16 protein-coding genes are annotated in these 17,610 nt (G+C 71.7%); 5 read left to right on the top strand and 11 right to left on the bottom strand.

Annotated elements, in window-relative coordinates; all coding sequences use genetic code 11:
- The first annotated feature begins 17 nt into the window (after positions 1-17).
- On the top strand, positions 18-731 hold the full coding sequence (locus tag EJK15_RS05095) for an alpha/beta fold hydrolase (RefSeq protein WP_138709191.1): 714 nt from the start codon (positions 18-20) through the stop codon (positions 729-731).
- Here EJK15_RS05095 and EJK15_RS05100 read toward each other — a convergent pair.
- The 11 genes from EJK15_RS05100 to EJK15_RS05145 all read right to left on the bottom strand — a co-directional run bounded on the left by EJK15_RS05100 (position 711) and on the right by EJK15_RS05145 (position 13,274).
- Positions 711-2,270 (bottom strand): hypothetical protein, encoded by a 1,560-nt coding sequence (locus tag EJK15_RS05100; protein ID WP_138709192.1) that lies wholly within the window; start codon positions 2,268-2,270, stop codon positions 711-713. The genes EJK15_RS05095 and EJK15_RS05100 overlap by 21 nt on opposite strands.
- Positions 2,263-3,456: an FAD-dependent monooxygenase gene (locus tag EJK15_RS05105; RefSeq protein ID WP_138709193.1), complete on the bottom strand. Its 1,194-nt coding sequence runs from the start codon at positions 3,454-3,456 to the stop codon at positions 2,263-2,265. The genes EJK15_RS05100 and EJK15_RS05105 overlap by 8 nt, the downstream gene beginning before the upstream one ends.
- 168 nt (positions 3,457-3,624) lie before the next feature.
- Positions 3,625-4,599: a VWA domain-containing protein gene (locus EJK15_RS05110; RefSeq protein ID WP_138709194.1), complete on the bottom strand. Its 975-nt coding sequence runs from the start codon at positions 4,597-4,599 to the stop codon at positions 3,625-3,627.
- 202 nt (positions 4,600-4,801) lie between these two features.
- Complete coding sequence (gene chrA, locus EJK15_RS05115) at positions 4,802-6,076, bottom strand: chromate efflux transporter (RefSeq protein WP_206060656.1); 1,275 nt, start codon at positions 6,074-6,076, stop codon at positions 4,802-4,804.
- 52 nt (positions 6,077-6,128) lie between these two features.
- A complete protein-coding gene (locus EJK15_RS05120) occupies positions 6,129-6,437 on the bottom strand; it encodes an Rv3488 family transcriptional regulator (protein ID WP_138709195.1) in 309 nt (102 codons plus the stop codon).
- Between the two features lie 167 nt (positions 6,438-6,604).
- Positions 6,605-7,582 carry an ABC transporter ATP-binding protein gene (locus tag EJK15_RS05125; protein ID WP_138709196.1) on the bottom strand — a complete coding sequence of 326 codons (978 nt, stop codon included), beginning with the start codon at positions 7,580-7,582 and terminating at the stop codon, positions 6,605-6,607.
- Positions 7,583-7,623: 41 nt separating this feature from the next.
- Positions 7,624-8,619, bottom strand: a complete 996-nt coding sequence (locus tag EJK15_RS05130; RefSeq protein WP_138709197.1) for an ABC transporter ATP-binding protein — start codon at positions 8,617-8,619, stop codon at positions 7,624-7,626.
- Positions 8,612-9,580, bottom strand: a complete 969-nt coding sequence (locus EJK15_RS70215; protein WP_171074123.1) for an ABC transporter permease — start codon at positions 9,578-9,580, stop codon at positions 8,612-8,614. The genes EJK15_RS05130 and EJK15_RS70215 overlap by 8 nt, the downstream gene beginning before the upstream one ends.
- A complete protein-coding gene (locus EJK15_RS70220; protein ID WP_171074124.1) occupies positions 9,581-10,618 on the bottom strand; it encodes an ABC transporter permease in 1,038 nt (345 codons plus the stop codon).
- On the bottom strand, positions 10,615-12,357 hold the full coding sequence (locus EJK15_RS05140; RefSeq protein WP_138709198.1) for an ABC transporter substrate-binding protein: 1,743 nt from the start codon (positions 12,355-12,357) through the stop codon (positions 10,615-10,617). The genes EJK15_RS70220 and EJK15_RS05140 overlap by 4 nt, the downstream gene beginning before the upstream one ends.
- A gap of 14 nt (positions 12,358-12,371) precedes the next feature.
- Entirely contained in the window at positions 12,372-13,274 is a 903-nt protein-coding gene (locus tag EJK15_RS05145; RefSeq protein WP_138709199.1) for a proline iminopeptidase-family hydrolase, read from the bottom strand.
- 150 nt (positions 13,275-13,424) lie between these two features.
- Here EJK15_RS05145 and EJK15_RS05150 point away from each other — a divergent pair, with 150 nt between their 5' ends.
- From EJK15_RS05150 to EJK15_RS05165, 4 genes are all read left to right on the top strand, one after another.
- On the top strand, positions 13,425-14,261 hold the full coding sequence (locus tag EJK15_RS05150) for a FadR/GntR family transcriptional regulator (RefSeq protein WP_240776780.1): 837 nt from the start codon (positions 13,425-13,427) through the stop codon (positions 14,259-14,261).
- Positions 14,262-14,457: 196 nt separating this feature from the next.
- Entirely contained in the window at positions 14,458-14,922 is a 465-nt protein-coding gene (locus tag EJK15_RS05155) for a hypothetical protein (RefSeq protein WP_138709201.1), read from the top strand.
- 11 nt (positions 14,923-14,933) lie between these two features.
- Complete coding sequence (locus EJK15_RS05160) at positions 14,934-16,469, top strand: multicopper oxidase family protein (RefSeq protein ID WP_138709202.1); 1,536 nt, start codon at positions 14,934-14,936, stop codon at positions 16,467-16,469.
- Positions 16,470-16,924: 455 nt separating this feature from the next.
- Complete coding sequence (locus tag EJK15_RS05165) at positions 16,925-17,608, top strand: hypothetical protein (protein WP_138709203.1); 684 nt, start codon at positions 16,925-16,927, stop codon at positions 17,606-17,608.
- Positions 17,609-17,610: the final 2 nt, after the last annotated feature.

A 17,610-nucleotide genomic window follows, 5' to 3' on the forward strand; every position in this document is an offset into this window, starting at 1 on the left:
ACCCCTTTGGAGATCGCATGAAGCTGCACGTTCGGACGCGAGGATCCGGCGGCCCGCCGCTGCTCCTGGTGCACGGGTGGGGCGGCGATCACCGGGTGTGGGACGCGCTCGACTTCGGCGAGCGCCGCGTGATCGCCGTGGACCTGCGCGGTCACGGCAAGTCCCCGGCTCCGGAGACCGGTTACACCCCCGCCCGCCTGGCCGGCGACCTGCTGTCGTCGATCGACGAGCCGGTGGTGGCCATCGGGCACTCCATGGGCGCCCAGGTCGTCACCGCGCTGGCGGTCGAGCACCCGCCGTCGGTGCGCGCGATGGTCGTCGTCGCCCCGGCCTACGGTGCGGACGAGGCCGAGGAGCGGCTCCTCCCCGGCCGCCTGGCCGCGCTGCGGGCGGACGGGGCCGCCGCGGCGTTGCGGCAGCTCGGGCCGCTGCCCGCGCCGGTGGCCGAGCAGTTGCTGGCGACACCGGGCCACGTGCTGGCCGAGTGCTACGCCGGGATGTACACCGTGCCCGGGGCCTTCGGGGCGCGCCGGGAGTCCGAGCGCTATCTGGCCAGGCGGAGCTGCCCGGTGCTGGCCGTACACAACGTGCCGGAAGCCGCGCGGTGGGAGGCCGGGCTGCCGGCGCATCCGCGCTCCACGAGCGTGGTGTGGCCGGAGGCCGGGCATTTCCTTCACGTGGAGCATCCAGCGAGATTTGTGGACTTGGTGCTATCTGTGTGGGGCTGCTGAGAGGACGACTCCTACGGTCCGCGCGGCACACAGGTACGGGCGAGAGAGCGTCAGGGCGGTCGCGGTGAGGGCCATCCCGGCCAGGACGGGCGCGAGGTGCCAGAGGTCGACGTACCCGATGGCCAGGTGGGCGACGACGGCGGGCACGAACCCTGCCACGGCGGCGAGCGCCAGCGTCCACCACACCCACGACTCGCCGCGCCGCCATCCCCAGGCGCTCAGCAGGGTGATCGCCGCGGCGGCCGCCATCAGCGCCCCGCCGAACCCGGCCCTGTCGTGCGCGATGAACGGCAGCAGCCGCGTGTTGGCTGCCTGAAGCACGTCCGGCCCGGTTCCCAGGAACTCCAGGTCGCTCGGGACGAAGATCCCGGTGAGGCCGACAGCCGACACGGCCACGCCGCCGGCGAACAGCCCGGTCCCGATGATCACCATGAGGAGCTGGCCGGTGAGCGCCCGATGACGCTCGCGTTCCGGGCCTTCCGGGCGGGACGTCCACCGGGGGCGGTCCGGGCGCCGCCGGGTCGCGGCCAGGAACATGGGGAAGAGCGCGGCGGCCAGCGTGGAGTGCAGCGGCTCCACGTACCCGTGGGCGAAGAGGTAGAAAACGGCGGCGAACCCGATGCACCCGGAGACCAGGTACGCCTCGCGCGCCCACGGCCACCCGCGGCGCATGCCCCCGGCGGCGAGGCCCGCGTAGAGGACGCCGACGGCCACCATCGTGCCCGCCAGCGTGATCCGGTCGTGCCGCAGGAAGTGGACCAGGTGGTGGTTGACGGCGTGCAGCGCGTCCCGGTCCATGCCGAGGAAGGCGCGGTCGTACCAGAGCAGCACCGGCCCGAGCGCGACCGCGGCGGCCACGAGCCCGGCGACCGCGATGACGGCGCCGGTCACCAGCCCCCACCACCAGGCGGGCCACCGGCGGGGATCGCGGCCGGCGTCCCGCGGCGAGGGGGCCGGCGCGGTGGGGGTCGCCGCCTCCATCACCCGCCCGAACCACCCGGGTCCCGCCTCGATCAGCAGGGCCGGGGTGGCGAGTACGGCTTTGGCGGGATTCGCAATGGTACGGGCGGCCAGGTCGGCGGATGGGGAGACGAGACGAACGATGTCCGGGCCGCCGCCTGCCGGCAGGACGGCGTCCACGTGCGGTGCCAGGGCGGCGGCCACAGCCGGATCCTCCGTCCGTACCAGCACCGGCGCGCGCCTGCCCGCCGCCGCCTCCCGTACCAGCGGCACGTCCGCGAGCCCGACCGGATCCACCAGGATCAGCCCCGCCCCGATCGGCGGCAGCGCCCGTACGGCGTCCCGCGCCACCGCCGGCGGCACCGCCGCCCCCAACCGGCTGCGTACCGGAACCCCGCCCACCGCGCCCGCCAGGTGCGCCGGCGGATGCCGGTGGCCGAGGAGCCGCGCGACCGCCCATCCGCCACCGGGGAGTGACCCCGTCCAGGCCAGCACCCGCAGCGCCGCCCGCCGCGACCGCCGCACGCCCAGCAGCGCCCCCGCGATCCCCCGCAGCGGCTGGTACGTCCAGTCAGGCATCGGTCCCCGCCCCTCCACCCGACCCGAGGGGCGCCCTTCCCCGTTCCCGCACCTCGGGCGGCGTCCACCCGAGGACGGGATCCATCGACCGCAGCAGCACCCCGGGCGGCACCAGACGGGCGGCGAGGTTCCGCAACCACGCCCCCGGCGGCCACGCCACCAGGCCCGCCGTCCCCAGCCGGGCCGACCGGCGCGCGATCGCCTGAGTGCGCGGCCGCCGCACCAGGTCGTACCGCGCGAGCGCCGCGTCCACGTCCGGAGCCGTCCGCAGGCAGGCGGCGAGCGTGACCGCGTCCTCCAGCGCCGTGCCCGCCCCCTGCCCCAGCGTCGGCTCCATCGCGTGCGCCGCGTCCCCCAGCAGCGCCACCCTCCCACGTACGTAGGAGGCCAGCGGCGGCGCCTCGTACACGTCGTGCCGCAGCACGGCCTCCTCGGGCACGGCCGCCAGCAGCTCCGGGACGGGATCGGGCCAGCCGCCGAACCTGCGCATGAGCCCGGCGTACGCGTCCTCTCCGCCGCCTTCGGGGACCCGGGCCGCCGCGAAGCAGTAGAACCTCCCGCCGGGCAGCGCCGCGAACCCGATCCGCTCGCCCCGTCCCCAGAACAGCGCCCCCTCGTCGCCCCGCCCGCGCAGCGGCTCGGTCACCATCCGCCACGCGGTGCACCCGGCATACCGGGGAGCCGCCGCCTCCGGCCATCCTTGCCGCCGCACCTGGCTGCGTACCCCGTCAGCGCCCACCACCAGGTCCGCCCGCGTCCGCCCGCCCCGGTGCTCGGCCACCATCCCGTCGCCGTCCGGCCGCACGGCCCGCACCTCGCTGCCCGCCCGCAGCAGCTCCGCCGGCAGCGCCGCCACGAGCACCCGCATCAGCTCGGGCCGGTGCACCATGAGCAGCGGCCACCCGTGCCGCCGTGCGACGCCGGCGTTGTCCGTCCTTGACAGCCACCGCCCGGCCCGGTCCCGCACGCCGCCCACGGTCTCCACCCCGGCGATCGCCCGTACCCGCTCGGCCAGGCCCAGCGCGGCGAGCGCGCGCATGGCGTTCGGCCAGAGCGCCAGGCCCGCCCCGATCTCGCTGAACTCCCCGGCCCGCTCCAGCACGGTCACCCGCCACCCGATCCGGTGCAGCGCGATCGCCGCCGCCAGCCCGCCTATCCCTCCACCGACCACAACCGCAGCAGGCATGACCAGCACCCCCGGCATCGTTTCTTGAGCGACTGCTTAAAACGTACGATAGGGGGATTTGAGCGATTGCTCAACTGCATGATCGGCTGCACGGGCTGCGATCCGCGGCACATGTCACAGGTCGCAGGTGTACAGCCGGGCACGAGACCTGCGGGGGATCGTCAAGGCTCATGGTCCTGGCATGGCAGGACGCCGCCAGGCCGGCTTGATCGGGGCCAGCAGCGACAGGGCGGCCAGCGCGAAGGCCGGCAGCAGGGCCCAGCGCAGCACCAGATGGCTCACCTCCTCGGTCTTGGTCATCGTGCCGAGCGAGGTGCCGATGCTCTGATACACCTCATCCAGCGAGCTGGCCGTCTGGGCGTCGTAGGCCCGCCCGGCCGTGCCGTCGGCGAGGGCGCGCAGCGTTTCGGCGTTCGGCGGGACCGGCATCTGGCGGCCGTCGAGCTCCACGGTGCCCTCCGGGGTGCCGAAGGCGATGGTGGAGACCGGCACCTTGCTCCGGGCCGCCTCCCGCGTGGCCTCGGACACGATCCGGCCGGAGGTGTTGTCGCCGTCGGACAGCAGCACGATGGCCGCCGGCGGCGGGTCGCTTGCCGCCTGCTGGTCGAAGGAGCGGATCGTCTCCAGGCCGGAGAAGACCGCCTCGCCGATGGCGGTGCCGGGCGCCGGTTGGAGCGCGTCGATCGCCCGTACGACCGCGGTGTGCTCCACCGTTGGCGAGACCAGCACCGCCGCGGATCGGGCGAAGGACACCAGGGCCACGTTGAACCGTTCGGGCAGGCGCGTGATGAACCTCTTGGCCGAGGACTTGGCCGCCTGCAACCGGGACGGCGGGATGTCGGTGGCGACCATGGACAGCGATACGTCGATCGCCACGATGATCGTGGCGCGATCCCGGGGCACCTGAACAGAGGAGACCGGGCGGGCGGCGGCGACGATGAGCATCCCCATCACCAGCGTGAACAGCACCGCCGTCAGATGCCGCGACCAGCCAGGCCGGGCGGGCGCGATCAGGTCGAGCATCCGCAGGTCCGTGAAGCGCGCGACATAGCGGGGCCGCAGGAACTGAGCGGCGATGTACCCGCCCACGGCAACGGTCAGCACTGCGAACAACCAGAGCCAGCCGGCGGCCTGAAAGGTCATGCGTCCTCCCCAGGACCCAAGCGGCGCTCGGGGGGTCACACGCCGAGTCTAGTTCCGCGCCCCTGGAGCGGGCGCAGGAGGACGCGCGAGGCCTCTCAAGCGGGCCGGGGCCGAGGAGTACGCCGGTTGGTTCAGGGCGCCGGCCGACGCGACGCGGGCTTCACCGCGGGCAAGCCGCCGATCCCATAGGTCCCCGGCGGTGTCAGCCGAGCAGTGTGTGCGCGAGTCCGATCACGGCGCCGGCGGCGATGTACCAGGCGTTGTTGAGCTTGGTCTTCCACAGCAGCGCCAGGGTGAGCAGGGCGATGGCGGCGGTGAGCGGGTCGATGATCGCGGTCTGGCCGAGCTGGAAGGACACGCCGGCCATGAGGGCGAGTGCGGCGGCGTTCAGGCCGTCGAGCAGGGCGGAGGTCCACTCGCTTGAGCGGAGCTTGTCGGTGAGCTTGGTGAGCAGGCCGACGAAGACGAACGAGGGCAGGAAGATGGCCACGGTCGCCAGGAACGCGCCGAGCGGACCGGCGATCACGTAGCCGAGGAAGGTGGCGGTGGTGAAGACCGGGCCGGGGGTGACCTGCCCGATCGAGACGGCGTCGATGAGCTGCTGGTTGGTGATCCAGCCGAGCCGGTCGACGAAGTCGCCGCGCAGGAACGCCAGCAGCACGTACCCGCTGCCGTACAGCACTGCGCCGATCTTGATCATGGTGGCGAACAGCTGGGCGAGCTGGCCGCCGGTGGGGTCGGCGAACACGGGGGATCCGCCGAGGGTGAGCAGGGGCGCGGCGAGCACTCCTCGCAGCCGGTCCGGGCGTGGCGGGCGGCGCAGCAGGTGGGCCGCGGCGGCCAGCAGTGCTCCGGCGGCCAGCACGAGCAGCTCGTTGACGCCCAGCACGTAGCCGGCCAGCGCGGCGACTGCCAGCGCGCCCAGCCAGACGTTTTTGATGACGGTGCGGAGCAGGCCGAACAGGGCGTGCGCGATGATCGCGATCACCACCGGGACGATGCCGTAAAGGATGCCCTCCGCCGCGGGCGTGCTCCCGTAGGTGACATACGCCCAGGCCAGCGCGGTGACGATGAGCGCGGCCGGGAGGATGAAGCACACCCCGGCGGCGACCAGGCCGCGCCCGCGGGCACGATCGAAGCCCAGGTGGATGGCCAGCTCGGTGGAGTTGGGGCCGGGGATGAGGTTGGTGGCGCCCATCAGGTCCACGAACCGCTGGTCGCTGACCCAGCCGCGGCGGCGTACCAGCTCATCACGCATCATCGCGGTGTGCGCGGCGGGGCCGCCGAAGGCGATGGTGCCCAGCTTCAAGAACAGCAACGCCACCTCCCGGGTCGCGCGCCAGGAGGAACGCGGGACGCCGTGGTCGGGATCGTCCGCCTGGCCGCCGGTGTGGTGCTCGTCCACTGCTGTCGTCCCTTCGTAGGTGGGGAAGGTGGCCTTGGGAGCACGCCGCCACGCATGCCGATATCGGGTCACGATAGCGAGACGCGGATCGGCTCCTGGGGATCGGGGGCCTCCGGCGGCGTCCTTATGACCCCATCTCGTCGCCGAGGACCTCGCGGGCCAGCTCGGCCAGCGCGGCGCGGTCCTCGGCCAGCGCGGCCCGGCCCGCCTCGGTCGCGGTGTAGATCCGCCGCACCCGGCCGTCGGCCACCTCCTGACGGGAGACCAGCAGCCCGTCGGCCTCCAGCCGATGCAGCGTCGGATACAGCGTGCCGGGACTGATCGCATACCCGTGCCGTTTGAGCTCTTCGGCCATCCACGCCCCGTGGATGTCCTGCTCGGCCGCATGATGCAGGATGTGCAGCCGCACCGCCCCGCGCAGGAACTCCCGCATCCTCCGTCACCGTCCTGACTCGACTTCGCCGCACGCTCAGCTTATGACGAAACCGATATCGGCTGCCGATGTCGCGCTCTGTCACCTCGGCACCTGGCGGCGGGACTGTTCATCTCCTGTTCGTCCCCTATCGCATCGGCGGCCCCCTCTGGGGGCCGGTCGCGCGCCTACGTCTGGGGGAAGTGGCAGGCGGCCTGCCGGCCCGGAGTCACCTCGCGCAGCCGGGGTCGCTCCAGCTTGCACAGGTCGCGCGCGTGCGGGCAGCGCGGGTGGAAGGCGCAGCCGGCGGGCTTGCGGACGGGACTCGGCACGTCGCCCGCCAGGACGATGCGCTCGCGGCGCGGAGCCGTGCCGTCGTCGATCCGCGGCACGGCCGACAGCAGCGCCCTCGTGTACGGGTGGGCGGGGCCCGCGTACAGCGCCTCGGCATCGGCCGTCTCGACGATCTCGCCCAGGTACATGACGGCGATGCGGGTGCTGACCTGCCGGACCACGCCCAGGTCGTGGGCGATGAAGACGTACGTCAGGCCGTACCGTTCCTGCAGGTCGGCGAAGAGGTTGAGCACCTGGGCCTGGATGGAGACGTCGAGCGCCGACACGGGCTCGTCGGCGACGATGAGGCTCGGCTCGGTGGCCAGCGCCCGGGCGATGCCGATCCGCTGGCGCTGGCCGCCGGAGAACTCGTGCGGGTAGCGGTCGGCGTACGCCGCGGGCAGGCCGACGACGTCGAGCAGCTCCGCGGTGCGGCGGCGGATCTCCGAGGCGGAGCCGTAGCCGTGGACGTGCAGCGGGTCGGCCACGATGTCCCCGACGCGGCGGCGCGGGTTCAGTGAGGCGTACGGGTCCTGGAAGACCAGCTGCAGCTCGCGGCGGACAGGGCGGAGCCGGCGGCGGGACAGCCGGGTGATGTCCCGGCCGCCGAACTCGACGGTGCCGCCGGTGAGGTCCGTCAGGCGGACCAGGCAGCGGCCGAGGGTGGACTTGCCGCAGCCCGACTCGCCGACCAGGCCGAGGGTTTCCCCCGCGTGGACTTCGAGCGAGACGCCGTCCACGGCACGGACGGCGTCGCGGGGACGCCCTGGCAGGGAGCGGCCCATCGGGAAGTGCTTGACGACATCGGCCGCTCGCAGCAGCACCTGGCTCATCGCGTCTCCTGCCTCAGGTCCGATCGCAGTAGCGCCGGGGCTCATCGCGTCTCCTGCCTCAGGTCCGAGCGGCCCTCCAGCGGGAGCCAGCACGCGTCCTCGTGGCCCGCCGCGCCCGTCAGCCGCGGCTTGTCATCGCAAACAGGAAGCCGGTACGCGCACCGGGGCGCGAACGCGCATCCCTCCGGCAGGTCGTACGGCGACACGGACGTCCCCGGGATGGCGGCCAGCCGGCGCGGCCGGGGGCCGGTCACCCGGGGCACCGAGCCGAGCAGTCCCCAGGTGTAGGGGTGGCGGGGCCGGCGCAGCACCTCGGCGGTGGGCCCGTGCTCGACGGCGCGCCCGCCGTACATGACGAGCACCCGGTCGGCCAGCTCGGAGACGACCCCGATGTCGTGGGTGATGAGGACGATGGCCGAGCCGTGCCGCTCGCGCAGCCGGCGCATGAGGTCGAGGATCTGCGCCTGCGTGGTGACGTCCAGGGCGGTGGTCGGCTCGTCGGCGATGAGCAGGCGCGGGTCGCAGGCCAGGGCCAGCGCGATGACGGCGCGCTGGCGCATGCCGCCGGAGAACTGGTGCGGGTAGTCGTCCACGCGGCGGGCGGCGTCGGCGATGCCCACCTCCTCCAGCAGCTCGACGGCCCGGACGCGGGCCTGCCGCCGGCTGAGCGGCCGGTGGGCGCGCAGCTGCTCGGCGATGTGCCAGCCGATGGTGTAGACGGGGGTGAGCGCCGTCATCGGATCCTGGAAGATCATCGCGATGTCGCGCCCGCGGATGGCGCGCAGCTCCCGGTCGGTGCGGGTAAGCAGGTCGCGGCCGTCGAACAGGGCGGTGCCGGTGACGCGGACGTTCGGATCGCGGATCAGCTTGAGCAGGCTCAGCATGGACACGCTCTTGCCGGAGCCGGACTCGCCCACGATGCCGAGCACCTGGCCGGGCTCGACGGTGACCGAGAGCCCGTCGACGGCCGTGACGGGACCGGTGCGGGTGCGGAAGGTGACCCGCAGGTCGCGGATCTCCAGCAGCGGCTCACCCACGGCGCACCCTCGGGTCGAGCCGGGCGTAAAGGAGGTCGACCGCCGCGTTGGCGAGGACGACGAAGAACGCGGCGTACAGGACCGTACCCATGATCATCGGCAGGTCGACTTTCTGCAGGGCCTCGTACGTCAGCCTGCCGACGCCCGGCAGCCCGAAGACCACCTCGGTGAGCAGCGCGGCGCCGCCCACCAGCGCGCCGAAGTCCAGGCCGAAGAGCGAGACGATGGGGATGAGCGAGCAGCGCAACCCGTGCCGGATGAGGATCCGCCACTCCGAGATGCCCTTGGCCCGGGCGGTGCGCACGTAGTCCTCCTCAAGGGTGGTGACGAGCTCGGCGCGCAGCAGCCGGGCGTAGATGCCGGCGTACAGGACGGCGAGCGTCAGCCACGGGAACAGCAGATGCAGCGCCCACTGGAGCGGATCCTGGCCGAAGGGGACGTAGCCGAGCGGCGGCACCCACGAGAACAGGCTCTCGCGCAGCCGGCTCTGCGTCAGCAGGTTGACCACCTCGCCCAGCCAGTAGACCGGCAGCGAGATGCCGATGACGCCGAGCAGCATGATGATCGGGTCGAGGATCGTGCCGCGCAGCCGGGCGGCCGTGGTGCCCATGACCACGGCGAGCCCCATCCAGATGAGGGCCGCGCCGAGCACGAGAGAGAGCGTGACCGGCGCCGCCTGCAGCACCTGCGGGATCACCTTCGCGCCGCGGTTGACGTAGGACTCCAGGTCGCGGGTGACGAACAGGTGGCCCATCATCATGGCGTACCGGACGGGCAGCGGCTGGTCGAGGCCGAAGGAGGCGCGCACCTGGGCGAGCGTCTCCTGGTCGGCGTTGCGCCCGGCGATGCGGGCGGCCGGGTCGACGCCGGGCGTGGCGAAGAAGATGAGGAACACCAGGACGCTGATCGAGAACAGCACCAGGCCGGCGGAGAGCAGGCGGCGCAGCAGGAAGCCGGCCATCTACACTCCACCGCGCAGCCGGGCGCCCGGGTCGAGCGCGTGGCGGACGCCGTCGCCGAAGACGTTCAGCGCGACGGCGGTGACGGCGATGAGCAGGCCTGGCGCGAGGGCCACGGCCGGCCGGGTGTAGAGCAGCCCGAGCCCGTCGTTGATGATCGTGCCCCAGCTCGCGTCCGGCGGCTGGACGCCGATGGACAGGAACGACAGCGCCGACTCGATGAGCATGTCGAGTGCCGTCATCATCGGCAGCAGGACGATCAGCGTGGGCAGCACGTTCGGCAGCAGGTCCTTGCGCATGATGCGCAGGTCGGACGCGCCGACGCCGATCGCCGCCTGGACGAACTCGCGGTTGCGCAGGGCGATCACCTGGCCGCGGATCGGGCGGGCCGCGTACGGCACGTAGACGGCGGCGATGATGCCGATCGGCACCCAGAGGCTGCCGGCCTCGACGCTGATCGGCCCGACCCGCAGCCCGCCGGTGAGCAGCACCACCGACAGGCAGATCGCCAGCAGGTAGACGGGGATCGACCACAGCACGTCGAGGATCCGCGACAGCACCGCGTCGACCGCGCCGCCGGCGTACCCGGCGACGACGCCCACGGTGGTGGCGACCAGGCAGCACAGCAGCGCCGAGGTCACGCCGATGAGCAGGCTGTTGCGCCCGCCGTACAGCAGCCGGGCCATGACGTCGCGGCCCTGGTTGTCGGCGCCGAGGAAGTAGTGCTCGGGGTCCCAGGTGGGGCCGATGGGGGTGACGCCCAGGCCCAGGCCGGTGCTGCTGGGCGCCAGCACCGGCACGGTCCGGCCGTCCACCACGGTCGTGCCGGAGATGTTCGACCGGAACGGGTGCGTCCCCGCCACCTGGCCGGCGTACGCGGGGGCGAGCAGGCAGGCCACCGCGACCACCAGGAACACCACCAGGCCGGCCATCGCGGCCTTGTCGCGCGCCAGCCGGCCGAGCCCGGCCCGCCACGGCCCGGCGGGCGCGCGGACGGTGCCGGCCGCGCGCCCCGGATCGATCTCGGACGGCTCGTTCACTGGACCCAGAGCTGGCCGACCAGCATGTAGAACTGCTTGCTGAACTGGTAGTTGCCGACCCGCTTGGAGATGAAGTTCACCTGCTTGGGGTTGAAGATCGGCACCACCGGCGACTTCTTCATGATCTCCTGATCGATCTGGCCCCACAGCTCGTCGGCCTTGGCCTGGTCGCTCCGCTGCGTCTCCAGGGCGGTCTGGATCTTCGCGTCGGTCTCCTTGTCGCAGAAGCCCGCGATGTTGATGCTGGAGTCGCTGCCCGCGGTGAAGGAGGCGCACGACAGCAGCACGTTGAGGAAGTTCGAGGCAGCGGGGTAGTCCTGGTACCACTGGGTCAGCGCCAGCTGGACCTTGTTCTCGGTGTTCTGTATGTAGGTGAACTGGATGTCGCCCGACAGCGGCTTGAGCACGGCCTTGTAGCCGATCTCGGTGAGCACGCTCTGCAGGTACTCGCCGATGCTCTTGTTGACCGCGTCGTCCTGGACGACGATGCCGACCTCCTGCCCGGCGGTGCCGGACTGCTGGACGAGCTGCTTGGCCTTCTCCAGGTCGGGCGCGGCCCACTTGGCGCCGCCGTCCTTGGTGTAGTCGCAGAAGTCGACGTGGGCCGGGAATCCGGGCGGCAGGATCGTGCAGGCCGGCTGAGCCAGGTTCGGGCCGCCGTACAGCTGGACCAGGGCGTTGCGGTCGACCGCCCAGTTGATCGCCTGCCGGGCGAGCTCGTTGTCGAACGGGGCGAGGTTGTTGTTGAGTGTCAGATACCAGAACGCGGTGAGCTGGCTGACGTTCACCTGGTCGGCGTACGTGGTGCCGAGCTCGTTCAGCCGGTCGGCGGGCGGCGGGTCGAACAGCCAGTCGGCCTGGTCGTTCTGCACGGCGGTGACGGCCGCCTCGACGGTGAGGCCGAAGGAGTAGTCGATCGCGTCGGGGTAGGCCTGCGGCTGGGCGTCGCGCGACCATTCGGTGAAGTGCGGGTTGCGCACGAGCTTCAGCGCGCGGCTCGGATCGTACGACTCCACCATGTACGGCCCGGTGGTGGGCAGCGGCTTGGTGCCGGAGTCCTTGGCGGGCGAGCCCTTGGGCAGGATGGTGGCGTGCGGGACGGCCAGCTTGAACAGGAACTCCGGGTCGGGCGCGGTCAGCTTGACCGTCACGGTGCCGGCCGCCGCGTCACCGATCACGCCCTCGTCCAGCGAGCACGACTTCGGCTTCTTGACGCAGGCGGCGGCGCCGACGATGCCGTTGTAGAAGGTGCCGGCGGTGGGGCTGGACACCTTGAACAGCCGCTCGAACGAGGCCACCACGTCGTCCGCGGTGACCTCGTCGCCGGTGGAGAACTTGATGCCCTTGCGCAGCTTGAAGACGTACGTCTTGCCGTCGTCGGTCACTTCGGGAGCCGCCTCGGCCAGGTCGGGGACGACCTTGAACGACTCGTCGCCGCCGACCTTCTTGAACGCCATGAGGCCGTCGTACATGGACTGGTAGAGCTGCCAGTACTGCAGGGTGTAGTTCACCTGCGGGTCCAGCGTGCCCGCGGCGCTCTTGGCGAGCAGCTTGAGCGTGCCGCCCTTGTGCGCCTCCTGGAACGCTCCCGGGGCCGCCGCGGCCGGAGCCGCGGAGGTCGCCGGCGGCGCGGAGGGGGTGGTGGTCTGGGTGCTCGCACAGGCGGCCAGGAGGAGCGCCGCGGAGACCGCGGTGATCGAGCGGATGAGCGGGTGGGCGCGCGGGAGGTGAGGTGCCATGGTGCAGGCTCCAGTCAGTCGTTCTCGTCGAGGAACGCGCCGACGAGGCGGAGGTAGGCCTCCTCCTCCTCGACATGGGGCATGTGGCTGGAGTCCTCGAAGATCTTCCAGCGCACATCGGGGATCCGGTCGGCGTACGGCCGCACCGTGGCCTCGGTCGCCTCGTCGTGGCGGCCCGAGACGAGCAGCGTCGGCACCGCGATGCGGTCGGCCCGGTCGATGATCGTCCAGTCCTTCAGCGTTCCGATGACGTGGAACTCGTTGGGACCGTTCATGGTGTGGTAGACGGTCGGGTCCGCGTCGATGGCGGCGAAGGTCGCGGCCACCTCGGGCGGGTTCGGCACGATCCGGCAGACGTGCCGGGCGTTGAAGACCGCCTCGGCGGCCTTGTAGTCGGGGTGGCCGGTGGTGCCCGCCTCCTCGTGCTCGCGCAGCGTCTTCTGGACTTCGGGCGGGAGCAGGGCGCGCAGGCGCGCCGCCTCCGACAGCCACAGCTCCATGGATGCCGGCGAGTTGGCGATGACGAGGGCCTTGAGCCCGGGCGGGCGGCGTACGGCGTGCTCGGCGGCGAGCATGCCGCCCCACGACTGGCCGAGGACGTGGTAGCCGCCGGCGAGGCCGAGCCCGGCCAGCAGGTTGTCCAGCTCGTCGAGGAAGAGCTGGACGGTCCAGAAATCCGCGCCCTTGCCGGGCAGGTGGGTGGAGTTGCCGATGCCGAGCTGGTCGTAGTGGATCACCGTGCGACCTTGCCCGGCGAGGGCGGCGATGCGCAGCGTGTAGTCGTGGGCCGCTCCCGGTCCGCCGTGGAGCACCACCAAGGGGGTCTTGGCCGGCTCGGGGTCGCCGGTGATGCGGTACCACGTCTGCCAGCCGCGGAAGGCTACCGTGCCGGTGAGGGCGGGTTCTGGGATGGGCAATGGTTCCTCCCTCGCGTTGCTCGGTAGGATGTATGGATTAAAGGTCTGACCACAAGACCTTTTTGTGAACGTTGCACACCAGTAACAGCGGCGAAACCCGACGCCCGGGCTGACATGATCGATATGACCCGAAGAGGCCAGAGGAGGGACGTGCAGGACGAGACGGCCAACGCGCGGGACGAGGCGGCCGAGGTGCGGGACGAGGCGGCCGAGGTGCGGGATGCGACGGCCAGCGTGCAGGATGCGCCGGCCAACGGCTCGGTGCTGCGGCCGGTGCGGCTGCCGACCGCCGCGGAGGAGGTGGCCGACCGGCTCATCACCGCCATCGCGATCGGCGAATACCTGCCGGGCGAGCGGCTGCCGCCGGAGCGGGAGCTGGCCCAGATCCTCGACGTGAGCCGTTCGACGGTCCGGGAGGCGGTCGGCCGCCTGCTCGCCGTGGGCATCGTCGACATCCGGCGAGGGCGCAACGGCGGGGCGTTCGTGCAGGAGAGCTGGACGAGCGCGTCCGCGGACGCGGTGCGGCGGACGCTGCTGCCCCGCTGGGCGGAGATGGAGCAGCTGTTCGACCTGCGCTGCCTGGTCGAGGGCATGGTCGCACGGGTGGCGGCGGAGCGGCGCGAGCCCGGCGACGTGGCGCGGATGCGCGAGGCGCTCGACCGGTACGGCTCGGCCCGCTCACCCCACCAGGAGCACGCCGCCGACATCGCCTTCCACCAGGCCGTCGTGGAGGCCACCCGCAACCCGCAGATCGCCCGGCTCAGCCACGACCTGCTCAGCCGGGTCAGCCTGGGCTTCCCGATCGAGCCGTACGACGGGGCGCCGGCCGTCTACCAGCGCGCCCTGACCGAGCACGGCGCGCTGTGCGACGCCATCGAGGCCGGCGACGCGCAGCGCGCGGGCGAGATCGCGCAGGGGCACTTCGCCATCACCAACGAGGCGTTGCGCGAAGTCCTGGCCCGCGGCCTGGGCGAGAACCGCTCCTGACGCTCCCGGCCACCGGCGCGCCGCGCTGCGCCTCTGGATCGTCGACGCATGGCACGCGATGTCAGCCGTCCGTGGATCGACGACTTGTCTGAGCCCGTTCCAAGTCGCTGACCATTCCGCCCCAAGTCGCGCTCCCTAACCTGACACGCGATGGGTAAGGGCCGCGCGGTAGCCGGCCTTCGGAGGGGAGGATGTCATGAAAAATATCTACAAGGTCTTGGCCTACCTGGTCGCGATCGAGGTGGCCGTGCAGGCGGCGGTGATGGTCTACGGTGACGCCGGGCTCGGCAAATGGGTGGACGAGGGTGGCGTGGTCGACAAGACGCTCGCCGAGAGCGGCACGGCACCGTTTCCCGAGTTCATCGGCCTCATCATCCACGGCATCAACGGGATGATCGCCATCCCGGTCCTCGCGCTGCTCCTGCTGATCTCCTCGTTCTGGGCGAAGGTCCCCGGAGCCGTGAAGGCGGCCGGGCTGGTGCTGCTGCTCGTCGTGCTGCAGGTCACCTTCGGCATCCTCGGCCACAGCATCCCGCTGGTGGGTGCCGTGCACGGCCTCAACGCGCTGCTGCTGTTCACCGCGGCGCTGTACGCGGCACGTCGCGGCGCGGCCGGGAAGGCGTCGGTCACGCCGGAATCGCAGTTCGCGACTCGCGGCTGACGGCGCGTCCCATGCATCGCAATCGCCGGGGTGGTGGCCGCGTCCGGCTCGCCGTCGCGTGCGCCGCCACCATGGGCGTACTGGGGCCGCTGATCTGGCTCTGGCAGGACAGCCTGCTGCCGGAGGCGTACTCGGTCGCGGACATGGGGTACGCGGACTACGGAGGCGGGCCGCCCGGCTCGTCGGGGCACGAAGCGCATTCGGGTGGAGGCGCGTCGGGCCATGGGCGGCAGGCGGAGGCCGGGCGTGACGTCACGCGACTGATCGCCGACGCGGACCTGCCGGCCGACGTGGCGGTGACCATGGTCGCCCGCAAGCAGCGGTTCCAGCTGCCCTCCGGCCGCGCCTTCGAGGGCTACACGCTCAACGGCCAGTCGCCGGGCCCGGTCATCAAGGCGACCAAGGGGCAACTGGTCCAAGTTCGGCTGATCAACGAGTCGGTGCCGGGGGGCGTCACGCTGCACTGGCACGGCGTCGACGTGCCCAACGCCGCCGACGGTGTCGCCGGCGTCACACAGGACGCGGTCGGCATCGGCAAGGAGTTCACCTACCGGTTCGTCGCCGACCAGGCGGGCACCTTCTGGTACCACTCTCACCAGATGTCGCACGAGCAGGTCCGAGGGGGCCTGCTCGGGGCCCTGGTGGTCGAGCCGGCGCCGCGTAGGACCGCCGGCACGGGCGAGGTGACCGACGTCGTGGCGTTGGCGCACCTGTACAACGGAGTCCGCACCGTCAACGGGCTCGAGGGCGACGTCCGCGTCGAAGTGCCACCCGGCGCGCGGGCGCGGGTACGGCTGATCAACACCGAGTACGGCGTCATGCCGGCATGGGTGAGCGGTGCGCCGTACCGGCTCGCCGCCGTCGACGGCACAGAGATCAACGGGCCCGCACCGGTCCAGGACAAGGCCGTGGGGGTGGCCGCCGGAGGACGCGCCGACATCGAGGTGACCATGCCCGAGGACGGCTCACCGGTCCGGGTCCACCTCGGCGGCCCTACCGGCGTCGTGCTCGGCTCCAAGTCGTACGACGCACCCCCGGTCTCCCGGCCGGCGGCGACGCTCGACCTGCTCACGTACGGCACCCGGGCGCCGCTCGCCTTCGACCCCGGCAAGCCCGACCGGCGGTTCCAGTACGACATGGGGCGCCGCCCCGGCTTCCTCGACGGGGTCCCCGGATTGTGGTGGACCATCAACGGCCGCCTCTACCCCGACGTGCCGATGTTCCACGTGGCCGAGGGCGACGTGGTGCGGATGCGCATCGCCAACAACAGCGGCGAGGCCCATCCCATGCACCTGCACGGCCACCACGCGGTGGTGCTCAGCCGCGGCGGTGTGCCCGCCACCGGTAGCCCCTGGTGGGTGGATTCCCTCGAGGTCGGCGTGGGTGAGTCGTACGAGATCGCCTTCGTCGCCGACAACCCCGGGGTCTGGATGGACCACTGCCACAACCTGCCCCACGCCTCCGAAGGGCTCACCGCCCACCTGATGTACGAGGGCGTCACCACCCCGTTCACCGTGGGCGGCCCGGCCGGGAACGAACCGGAGTGAGTCCCGCCGGGCTCTGCCTGTAAGGCGCCGGCGCTCGAACCCGCCCATTCCGGGCGGGATTTCGGCTTACCGAAACAAAGGTTTCGGGTCCAATTGACTCCGGTTTCCGGGAGCGTTCCCAATTGCGCTCAAGGCCTTCTACCTGCGAATACGCGTATGGTTGAAAGTTCAATGCGGCACAACAATCCCCAAGGGCCCATGCATCCGCCCTTGGATGAGGGCTTGACATCGCAGGCAGGCGGACCCAGGCGATTTGATTGTAAAACGTTCCATTTTTTCGGATATGCCGCCTGAATTCCTCTGACCTGGACTTTTGCCCTTTCTCTACTGTTAGTCAGCAAGGGTGCAAGTTCCGGCGGGTCCGTTATCTGATATTGAGATCGGCATTGTCCGAACGCGTGTCATACTCCGTTGGGAGCGCTCCCGCAGCCTTTCATGACACCCGAGGATCGGCAGTGAATCATCCCGCCCCCCTGCTCAACGCCCCACGCCCGTGGGCCGCGCACATCTGGTGGATCGCGCTGGCCATCGGGGCGGCCGGTTTCGCCTTCGTCTGGCTGGCCACCCCGCACACCCGGGAGATCGAGGCGGCCTGGCAGCTGGGCGCCAGGCTGCTGGCCTTCGCCTGCCTGTGCTGCGCCATCGCGTTCTTCCCTTGGGTGTCAGCGCGCCTGCACTGGCTGCTGTACGTCCCGTTCGTCTTCCTGACCGGCTACCTGATCCCGCGGATCAGCTGGTTCTACTACGGCGACGGCGCGCGGGCCCAGGGCGACAGCTTCTACACCCACCTGTACCTGCTGCTCTATCCGGGCATCGTGCTCACGGTGGCCGCCGCGTACCGGATCGGCGGCGGCTCGCCCGGGCGCTGCCTGAAGATCATGGCCAGCGGGGTGCTGATCGTGTTCTCGGGCTTCCTGGACGTGATGTGGCACGTGGTCAATCCGGTGCGGATCCCCGAGGTCATCGACGCCCCGCACATCAACCTGTTCACCGGCGGGCCGGTCTCGTTCGGCGGGGCGATCGTGTTCACGCTCGCGCACGTGCCGATCATCGCCGGGATCAACCTGCTTCCCCTGGATCGCTGGATCGGGCGCCTGACGGGGATCGGCGCCGACACGAACGCCACTCGGAAGAGGTGACC

The sequence above is a fragment of the Nonomuraea basaltis genome (genome assembly GCF_005893125.1).
GTDB classification, from domain to species: domain Bacteria; phylum Actinomycetota; class Actinomycetes; order Streptosporangiales; family Streptosporangiaceae; genus Nonomuraea; species Nonomuraea basaltis.

What these genes read in the sequence shown, in the direction of transcription:
- EJK15_RS05095 (WP_138709191.1), top strand. Translation starts at nt 18, where the DNA reads ATGAAGCTGCACGTTCGGACGCGAGGATCCGGCGGCCCGCCGCTGCTC.
- EJK15_RS05105 (WP_138709193.1), bottom strand. Translation starts at nt 3,456, where the DNA reads ATGCCTGCTGCGGTTGTGGTCGGTGGAGGGATAGGCGGGCTGGCGGCG.
- EJK15_RS05110 (WP_138709194.1), bottom strand. Translation starts at nt 4,599, where the DNA reads ATGACCTTTCAGGCCGCCGGCTGGCTCTGGTTGTTCGCAGTGCTGACC.
- EJK15_RS05100 (WP_138709192.1), bottom strand. Translation starts at nt 2,270, where the DNA reads ATGCCTGACTGGACGTACCAGCCGCTGCGGGGGATCGCGGGGGCGCTG.
- EJK15_RS70215 (WP_171074123.1), bottom strand. Translation starts at nt 9,580, where the DNA reads ATGGCCGGCTTCCTGCTGCGCCGCCTGCTCTCCGCCGGCCTGGTGCTG.
- EJK15_RS05120 (WP_138709195.1), bottom strand. Translation starts at nt 6,437, where the DNA reads ATGCGGGAGTTCCTGCGCGGGGCGGTGCGGCTGCACATCCTGCATCAT.
- EJK15_RS05155 (WP_138709201.1), top strand. Translation starts at nt 14,458, where the DNA reads ATGAAAAATATCTACAAGGTCTTGGCCTACCTGGTCGCGATCGAGGTG.
- EJK15_RS05125 (WP_138709196.1), bottom strand. Translation starts at nt 7,582, where the DNA reads ATGAGCCAGGTGCTGCTGCGAGCGGCCGATGTCGTCAAGCACTTCCCG.
- EJK15_RS05140 (WP_138709198.1), bottom strand. Translation starts at nt 12,357, where the DNA reads ATGGCACCTCACCTCCCGCGCGCCCACCCGCTCATCCGCTCGATCACC.
- EJK15_RS05160 (WP_138709202.1), top strand. Translation starts at nt 14,934, where the DNA reads ATGCATCGCAATCGCCGGGGTGGTGGCCGCGTCCGGCTCGCCGTCGCG.